This is a genomic window from Bradyrhizobium sp. DOA1 (assembly GCF_001593325.1).
Classification (GTDB): domain Bacteria; phylum Pseudomonadota; class Alphaproteobacteria; order Rhizobiales; family Xanthobacteraceae; genus Bradyrhizobium.
This window is the reverse complement of the sequence record NZ_JXJM01000001.1, coordinates 6,911,370-6,919,542: the sequence shown is the minus strand read 5'-3', so window position 1 is coordinate 6,919,542 and position 8,173 is coordinate 6,911,370. Positions and strand designations below refer to the sequence as shown.

The 8,173-nt window shown below is 65.0% G+C and carries 8 protein-coding genes; 2 read left to right on the top strand and 6 right to left on the bottom strand.

Annotation, left to right across the window (positions count from 1 at the left end; genetic code table 11):
* Window positions 1-245 precede the first annotated feature (245 nt).
* The 6 genes from SE91_RS32060 to dnaK all read right to left on the bottom strand — a co-directional run bounded on the left by SE91_RS32060 (window position 246) and on the right by dnaK (window position 5,892).
* Complete coding sequence (locus SE91_RS32060) at window positions 246-557, bottom strand: DUF1330 domain-containing protein (RefSeq protein WP_028133551.1); 312 nt, start codon at window positions 555-557, stop codon at window positions 246-248.
* Window positions 558-580: 23 nt separating this feature from the next.
* On the bottom strand, window positions 581-1,291 hold the full coding sequence (gene pyrF, locus SE91_RS32055) for an orotidine-5'-phosphate decarboxylase (protein ID WP_061850503.1): 711 nt from the start codon (window positions 1,289-1,291) through the stop codon (window positions 581-583).
* 6 nt (window positions 1,292-1,297) lie between these two features.
* A complete protein-coding gene (locus SE91_RS32050) occupies window positions 1,298-1,876 on the bottom strand; it encodes an NADPH-dependent FMN reductase (RefSeq protein WP_061851430.1) in 579 nt (192 codons plus the stop codon).
* A 56-nt stretch (window positions 1,877-1,932) separates the two neighbouring features.
* Window positions 1,933-2,532: a class I SAM-dependent methyltransferase gene (locus SE91_RS32045; protein ID WP_061850502.1), complete on the bottom strand. Its 600-nt coding sequence runs from the start codon at window positions 2,530-2,532 to the stop codon at window positions 1,933-1,935.
* A gap of 88 nt (window positions 2,533-2,620) precedes the next feature.
* A complete protein-coding gene (gene dnaJ, locus SE91_RS32040) occupies window positions 2,621-3,748 on the bottom strand; it encodes a molecular chaperone DnaJ (RefSeq protein WP_060734386.1) in 1,128 nt (375 codons plus the stop codon).
* Window positions 3,749-3,990: 242 nt separating this feature from the next.
* Window positions 3,991-5,892, bottom strand: coding sequence for a molecular chaperone DnaK (dnaK, locus tag SE91_RS32035; protein ID WP_061851429.1), 1,902 nt, complete (start codon window positions 5,890-5,892; stop codon window positions 3,991-3,993).
* Window positions 5,893-6,286: 394 nt separating this feature from the next.
* Here dnaK and SE91_RS32030 point away from each other — a divergent pair, with 394 nt between their 5' ends.
* Window positions 6,287-7,225: a hypothetical protein gene (locus SE91_RS32030; RefSeq protein ID WP_060734387.1), complete on the top strand. Its 939-nt coding sequence runs from the start codon at window positions 6,287-6,289 to the stop codon at window positions 7,223-7,225.
* 285 nt (window positions 7,226-7,510) lie between these two features.
* On the top strand, window positions 7,511-8,173 hold a 663-nt coding region (gene pncA, locus SE91_RS32025), incomplete at its 3' end, for a bifunctional nicotinamidase/pyrazinamidase (RefSeq protein ID WP_061850501.1).

The window sequence follows — 8,173 nt, the reverse complement described above, 5'->3', positions numbered from 1 at the left end:
CCGGCCCCAGCAACAATCAAGCGCATGTCCGACATGGTGTGATCCTCTTCGGAGCCGTTGTAGCGGGGGCGGGCAGTTCCGGCAACCGAGGGGGATCGGGCATGGTCGCCCGCGGCCATCCTTCGAGACGCCCGCCTACGGCGGGCCCTCAGGATAAGGGCGCGTTTCGCGGCGAGATGTCAGGCCCTCATGGTGAGGAGCCCGCGCAAGCGGGCGTCTCGAACCATGCAGGCCGATGTCGTGCCTCAACCGTCCTGCGGCTGCGGGCCGTCATAGCCCTCGATGATGATGAGGTCGGCGACGGAGTGCGGCTGGCGCACCTTGATGTTGGCCTGGTATTCCGGCGAGTTGTAGCAGGCGAGCGCGGTCTCGTAGTCCGGGAATTCGATCACGACATTGCGGGTACGGCTGGCACCTTCGACGGTGGTGAACTTGCCGGCCCGCACGACGAAGCGGCCGCCCCATTTCTTGAAGATCGGGCCGTTGGCGACGGCATAGGGCTTGTAGCCCTCGTCACTGCTCACGTCGACGCGTCCGATCCAGTAGCCTTTTGCCATCGTTGTTCTCCCTGTGTTGTTGGTTAGCCGAGAGCCTCGGCGATCTCATGTTGGATCGCTTCCGCGACTGCCTTGGGGTCTGCCGCTTCCACCACCGGCCGTCCGACGACGAGATAATCGGCGCCGGCACTGATGGCACGGCCCGGCGTCATGATGCGCTTCTGGTCGCCGCTCGCCGAGCCGGCCGGCCGGATGCCGGGCGTGACGAGGCGCATCTGGTGGCCGACGATCTTGCGAAGGCTGCCGACTTCTTCCGGCGACGAGACAAGGCCGTCGATGCCGAGCACCTGTGCCTGCTGCGCCCGCGCCTCGACCAGCTCGGAGACGCCGAGCCGGTAGCCGGCTGCGTGCAGATCGTCGTCGTTGTAGGAGGTCAGCACGGTCACGGCGAGAATCTTCAGGCTGGCGCTGCCACGCCCTTCGACGGCACCCTTCATGGTCTGCGGATAGGCGTGCACCGTGACGAAGGTTGCGCCAAGCTTGGCGACACTCTCCACGCCACGCGTGACCGTGTTGCCGATGTCATGCATCTTGAGATCGGCGAAGATTTTTTTGCCCTTGTCGGCGAGCTTGCCGATCAGCGGAAGGCCGCCGGCATAGGCGAGCTGATAGCCGATCTTGTAGAACGTGACGCTGTCGCCGAGCCTACCGACCATTGCTTCCGCGGCATCGACGCTCGGCACGTCGAGCGCAACGATGAGGCGGTCCTTCGGAGCGATCTCGGCTGGCGTCATGTCACCTCACATCATGCGTTGGGAAATGTCGATCAACTGCCGCACCAGCTCCTTCAACGCGGCGATATCCGCCTCGTTCTTGAGCCTGTCCATATCGTCATAGGCCTGGTCGGCAAAGGCGAGCGTGAGCTGGCTCGGGATCACATTGGCGTGGCAGGAGGTCAGGATCAGGCGCAACGCCTGGAGCGCGCGGGCGGTGCCAAGCCGGCTCTGCGAGGCGCCGGCGAGCGCGAAGGCGCGGTTGCGGAAGACGTCGCCGCGCGCCTCGTGCAGCTCGTGCACGCGGCTGACCCAGTCGATCGCGTTCTTCAGCAGCGGCGGCACCGAGGCGTTGTATTCCGGCGTGACGAACAGCACGCCGTGATGCGCGCCGATCATGCGCTTGAGATTGATCGCGTGCTTGGGCACGCCGGACTTGGCCTGGAGATCGCCGTCATAGATCGGCAGCGGGAAATCGGCGAGCGAGATCCGGGTGACGTCGACGCCGGCCTGGGCGAATTCATAGGCTGCGACCGCCGCCAGCTTCGCATTGTGCGAGCCGGTGCGCAGCGAGCCGGGAATGACCAGGATCTTGGGAGCTGACATCCAATCCAATGCGTTCGGCGAAACGAGCCCGCCGCGCAAGAGAGATGCCGACGGAATTAGTCCTTGCGATACACCCAGACGCGGGCCGGCGGAAGGTTCATCCAGATCCGTTCCGAGGCCTCTGTGGACACGCCGTGCAGCGATTTCGGGATCGGCGGCACCACCGCGTAGGTGAACTGGATGAACGGCGCGCCAGGCGCCAGCGCCGTGAAGGCGTCGCGGATGAGCCGCAGCCGGGTCAGCATCGGCTTCGTGACGAGTGGCAGGCCGGAGACGACGGCGGAAGCCGGCGCGCTCAAGACGTTCCACAGCGTGTCGCGCAGGCGGTAGGCATCACCCTGCACCACCTTGGCTTGCGGATAGCGGTCGCGCAGCAGCGCACAGAAGCCGGGATTGTATTCGACGAGGACGAGACGCTTCTGATCGACGCCGCGCTCGATCAGGGCCGAGGTGATGGCGCCGGTGCCGGGCCCGAGCTCGACCACGGGGGCGTCCGACTCGATATCGACGTAATGGGCCATGGTCCGGGCCAGGAGCTTGCCCGACGGCATCACCGCGCCCATGTGCAGCGGCTTTTCGATCCACGACCGGAGAAACCGCACCTCGTCGTCAAGACGAGGCTTCTTCAACGCACGCGCGGACGATGGCAAGGGCATGTCAGGACCGGACGGGACCGCGGGACCGCGGCGTGTCAGAAAATGGTCATAAAGACGTATAGGCCGAAGGCGGCACGGTCAAGACGCGTCAACTCGCTCGATTACCGAAGAAATCCTTGACCTTGGCGAAGAAACCTTCGGATTCCGGCTGCGTGTTGCCGGAAGAGAGCTTGTCGAACTCGGCCAGCAATTCCTGCTGCTTCTTGGTGAGGTTCTGCGGGGTCTCGACCACGACCTGGACGTACATGTCGCCCATCTGGCGCGAGCGCAGCACCGGCATGCCCTTTGATGCGATGCGGAATCGACGGCCCGACTGGGTTCCGGCCGGCACCTTCACCTTGGTCTTGGTCTTCTCGATGGTCGGCACCTCGAATTCGCCGCCGAGGGCGGCCGTCACCATCGAGATCGGCACGCGGCAATGCAGGTCGGCACCATCGCGCTGGAAGAACTGGTGCTGGGCCAGCGACAAGAAGATGTAGAGGTCGCCGGGCGGGCCGCCGCGGACCCCTGCCTCGCCCTCGCCGGCGAGCCTGATCCGCGTGCCGTCCTCGACGCCTTGCGGAATGTTGACCGACAAAGTGCGCTCGCGGGTGACCCGGCCCTGGCCCGAGCAGGACGGGCAGGCGTCCTCGATCATCTGACCGCGACCCTGGCAGCCGGGACAGGTGCGCTCGAGCGTGAAGAAGCCCTGCGACTGCCGCACGCGGCCGGCACCGCCGCAGGTCGAGCAGGTCTTCGGCTTGGTGCCGGCCTTGGCGCCGATGCCGGAGCAGGCCTCGCAGGTGACCGAGACCGGTATCTCGATCTGCGCGGTCTTGCCGCCGAAGGCTTCCTCGAGCGTGATCTCCATGTTGTAGCGCAGGTCAGCACCGCGCTCGCGGCCGCCCCGACCGCGCTGCCCGGCCATGCCGAACAGGTCTTCGAAAATGTCGGAGAAGGAGGAGGCGAAGCCCGCGCCGAAGCCGGCGCCGCCGCCGCCCTGCTCGAAGGCGGCGTGGCCGTAACGGTCATAGGCCGCGCGCTTGTCCCTGTCTTTCAGGACCTCGTAGGCCTCGTTGATTTCCTTGAACTTGACCTCGCTGGTGTCGTCCCCGGGATTGCGGTCGGGGTGAAATTTCATCGCCAGCTTGCGGAAGGACGCCTTCAGCTTGCCCTCGTCGGCGTCGCGTTCGACTTCGAGGGTCTCGTAGTAGCAGCGCTTGGTGGACGTGGACATGATGAGCTCGGTCTATCCAATCGCGAAACAAGTCGGAGCGAAACGACGCCGCTGCGCAACGACATAATCCTTCCGCCTCTTGGCGGAAGAGGGCACGGCGACGTTCAGCATAACGGCTGGGAATTGATCGATCGTAACGGGCATCGGGCCCGCCCTTCCCGACACGACGGCCTCCCCCGCGAGGGAGGAGGCCTTTGGTGCGTGTGGGGTCCAAGCCGTCCGCATGATCACCCTCTCGGGGCTTAAGCGGACTTCTTGTTGTTCTTGTCGTCGTCGACCTCGGTGAATTCCGCGTCGACGACGTCGTCCTTGGCCGCGTCCTTCTTGGCGTCGGCCTCGGCCTGCTGCTTGTACATGGCCTCGCCGAGCTTCATCGAAGCCTGGGCCAGCGTCTGGGTCTTGGCCTTGATCGCCTCGGCATCGTCGCCCTTCAGCGCTTCCTTGAGGTCGCTGACGGCATCCTCGATGGCGCGGCGCTCGGTCTCGGCGACCTTCGAGCCGTGCTCAGCCAGGGCCTTCTCGGTTGAATGCACCAGACCGTCCGCCTCGTTCTTGGCGGTGACGGCCTCGCGGCGCTTCTTGTCCGCCTCGGCATTGGCCTCGGCGTCCTTGACCATCTTCTCGATGTCGGCTTCCGACAGACCACCCGAGGCCTGGATGCGAATCTGCTGCTCCTTGCCGGTGGCCTTGTCCTTGGCCGAGACGTTGACGATGCCGTTGGCGTCGATGTCGAAGGTCACCTCGATCTGCGGCATGCCGCGCGGAGCCGGCGGAATGCCCATCAGGTCGAACTGGCCGAGCATCTTGTTGTCGGCCGCCATTTCACGCTCGCCCTGGAAGACGCGGATGGTGACGGCATTCTGATTGTCTTCAGCCGTCGAGAACACCTGGCTCTTCTTGGTCGGGATCGTGGTGTTGCGGTCGATGATGCGGGTGAACACGCCGCCCAACGTCTCGATGCCCAGCGACAGCGGGGTCACGTCGAGCAGCAGCACGTCCTTGACGTCGCCCTGAAGCACGCCGGCCTGGATCGCGGCACCGATCGCCACGACTTCGTCCGGGTTGACGCCCTTGTGCGGTTCCTTGCCGAACAGCTGCTTGACGACTTCCTGGACCTTCGGCATGCGCGACATGCCGCCGACCAGCACGACTTCGCCGATCTCGCCGGCGGTGACGCCGGCATCCTTCAGCGCCTTGCGGCAGGGCTCGACGGTCTTCTGCACGAGGTCATCGACCAGCGCCTCGAACTTGGCGCGGGTGAGCTTCATCGTGAGATGCTTCGGGCCGGTCTGGTCCGCGGTGATGAAGGGCAGGTTGATCTCGGTCTGCGTCGTCGACGACAGCTCGATCTTGGCCTTTTCAGCGGCTTCCTTCAGGCGCTGCAACGCGAGCTTGTCGTTGCGCAGGTTGATGCCCTGCTCCTTCTGGAACTCGTCGGCGAGATAGCCGACCAGGCGCATGTCGAAGTCTTCGCCGCCGAGGAAGGTGTCGCCGTTGGTCGACTTCACCTCGAACACGCCGTCGCCGATTTCGAGGATGGAGATATCGAAGGTGCCGCCGCCGAGATCGTACACCGCTATGGTGCCGGCCTTGGTCTTGTCGAGGCCATAGGCGAGCGCGGCCGCGGTCGGCTCGTTGATGATGCGCAGCACTTCGAGGCCCGCGATCTTGCCGGCGTCCTTGGTCGCCTGGCGCTGGGCGTCGTTGAAGTAGGCGGGAACGGTGATGACGGCCTGGTCGACCTTCTGGCCGAGATGGGCTTCCGCGGTCTCCTTCATCTTCTGCAAGATGAACGCCGAGACCTGCGAGGGCGAGTAGGTCTGGCTGTCGGCCTCGACCCAGGCGTCGCCGTTGGAAGCCTTCACGATCTTGTACGGGACGAGCTTCTTGTCCTTCTCGACCATCGGGTCGTCGTAGCGGCGGCCGATGAGGCGCTTCACTGCGAAGAAGGTACGCTCGGGATTGGTGACGGCCTGGCGCTTGGCCGGCTGGCCGACGAGGCGCTCACCGTCGTCCGTGACGGCGACGATCGAAGGCGTCGTGCGCATGCCTTCGGAATTCTCGATGACTTTGGCGTTCTTGCCATCCATCACGGCGACGCACGAATTCGTGGTGCCGAGGTCGATCCCAATGACCTTTCCCATGGTCCTGATATCCTTCTTTTTGCGGCAGGTTGGCTGGGCCCAGAAGGCACCCAAACCGAAACCCCCTAAGATCAAACATCCGCGATATTGCGATGATTGAGGCTCATATAGGAGGGGGGGAGGGGCCCGCAAGGACCGAAGCAACGTTTCTGCCGTGAAAACATTGGGTTTTGGAGCATCATATCCGGGCTCCACCGGCCTTGCGGGTGAGGAATTATTAACGGGTCCGGGCCTCGGCAAGCCCCGCCTCGGCCATCTGCCCCACCCTGTTACGGCAGGGCCAAACCCGCTAAAAGGCGGGCCGGCCGGGCAGCCGCACCACGCTGCTCCGCGCGACAAAGCGGCCCGGTCTGCGACCATCGAACGGCCTCAATGTGAACCAATCAGAGTGCCCATGAAGCTGATCCGCCCCCTCGCCGCGCTCGCCCTCATTGCCTCCGCGCTTCCGGCGCTTGCTGCCGACGCCGTCTACCCGCCCGGCCTGCGCCTTGGCATGGTGCCGCTGGTCGGTCTCAACACGGCAAAAACGTTTCCGGGCTTTGAGAGCGAGGACGGCAGCGTCAAGGTGCTGATCACCGAGTTGCCCCCGGCCGCCTATGGCGAGGTCGTGAGCGCCTTCAACTCCAATCCGGCGGGCGCCAATGGCGTCAAGCAGGACAAGATCGAGACGCCTGCGGGCCTCGCCTATTTCACCACCGAAAGCGGCAAGGCCGGCGAGACCCCGGTGCGGCGCTATTCGATGATTGTGCCGGGCGCCGGCTTCTCCGGCTATGTCGCAGTGCAGATCCCGGAGAACGCGACCAAGATCTACACCGATGAGGCGGTGCGCCAGATGTTTGCGAGCACCGTGACCCGCAAGCAGGTCTCGGCCGAAGAGCAGATCGGGCTGATGCCGTTCAAGATCACCGATCTCGCCGAGTTCAAGGACATCCGCACGCTGGCGCCGGGCTCGAGCATCATCCTGGCCGACGGCGACGAGAGCGCGGGCTATGAGTCGAAGCCGTTCATGATCCTCGGGCTGATCGGCGCCACCCCGCAAGCCGCCGACGATCGCGCCCGCTTCGCCCAGGAGGCGGCGCTTCAGATTCCGGGCGTGCGCGAGTCGCGCGTCACCATGTCCGAGCCGATCCGCATCAACGGCCAGCAGGGTTTCGAGACCCGGATCGACGGCGTCAGCGGCAAGGACAAGGTCCCGGTGACGGTGGTGCAGTGGATCCGCTTCTCGAGCGGCGGCGCCTCGCTGCGCATCATTGCCAGCGCCCCGCGGGACCAGTGGCTGCCCGCCTTCGCCCGCTTCCGCGCCGTGCGGGACGGGATTCAGCCGAAGGGGTAGGCGCGAAGAACACATTCGGTGTCATCCCCGCGAAGGCGGGGATCCATACCGTGTGATATCAAGGTTGCGGTTGGTCGCAATCCCACGAAGAGTCTTCGCCAAACTTCTCCCTGGGGGTATGGATCCCGGATCGGCGCGCGCCTTAAGGGCGCGCTTGTGCGGGACGACAGGGAGTTTGGCTTCGCGAGCCCACCCCTCGCCAGACCCGGCTGCATTTTCGGGCTTCTGTTCGCGGCCGCGCAGAACTAGGCTTCGCCTCCATTGGCTCGCAAGGGGAGGTGAACGATGCTCGATCGGCGACAAATCTTGGCAGTGCTTGGAACGACGGCGATGGCAACTCTCGCGCCCACCGCGTTGCTTGCAGCTTCATCGATCAAGCCGGACGATGCGTCCGCGCTGCTCGTGATCGACGTGCAGAACTGCTTCCTGCCCGGCGGGAGCCTGGCGGTGAAGGAAGGCGAGCAGGTGGTGCCCGTCATCAACAAGATCGCGAAAGCGTTCGCCAACGTGGTGCTGACGCAGGACTGGCACACGCCCGGCCATGTCTCGTTTGCGTCAACGCATTCCGGCAAGAAACCGTTCGAGACCGTCGATCTTCCTTACGGTAAGCAGGTGCTGTGGCCGGACCATTGCGTGCAAGGCACCGAGGGCGCCGCGCTGTCGAAGGACCTTGCGGTCCCGCATGCCGAGCTCATCATCCGCAAGGGTTTTCACAAGAACGTCGACAGCTACTCGGCCTTCCTCGAAGCCGACGGCAAGACCTCGACGGGCCTTGCCGGCTATCTGAAGGGGCGCAAGATCAAGCGCGTCTTCGTCGCAGGGCTGGCGACGGATTTCTGCGTGGGCTGGACGGCGCTCGACGCGCGCAAGGCGGGCTTCGAGGTCTACGTGGTGGAGGACGCCTGCCGCGGCATCGACACGCAGGGCTCGCTGGCAAAGGCCTGGGCC

What these genes read in the sequence shown, in the direction of transcription:
- dnaJ (WP_060734386.1), bottom strand. Translation starts at nt 3,748, where the DNA reads ATGTCCACGTCCACCAAGCGCTGCTACTACGAGACCCTCGAAGTCGAA.
- SE91_RS32045 (WP_061850502.1), bottom strand. Translation starts at nt 2,532, where the DNA reads ATGCCCTTGCCATCGTCCGCGCGTGCGTTGAAGAAGCCTCGTCTTGAC.
- SE91_RS32050 (WP_061851430.1), bottom strand. Translation starts at nt 1,876, where the DNA reads ATGTCAGCTCCCAAGATCCTGGTCATTCCCGGCTCGCTGCGCACCGGC.
- dnaK (WP_061851429.1), bottom strand. Translation starts at nt 5,892, where the DNA reads ATGGGAAAGGTCATTGGGATCGACCTCGGCACCACGAATTCGTGCGTC.
- SE91_RS32060 (WP_028133551.1), bottom strand. Translation starts at nt 557, where the DNA reads ATGGCAAAAGGCTACTGGATCGGACGCGTCGACGTGAGCAGTGACGAG.
- SE91_RS32030 (WP_060734387.1), top strand. Translation starts at nt 6,287, where the DNA reads ATGAAGCTGATCCGCCCCCTCGCCGCGCTCGCCCTCATTGCCTCCGCG.
- pyrF (WP_061850503.1), bottom strand. Translation starts at nt 1,291, where the DNA reads ATGACGCCAGCCGAGATCGCTCCGAAGGACCGCCTCATCGTTGCGCTC.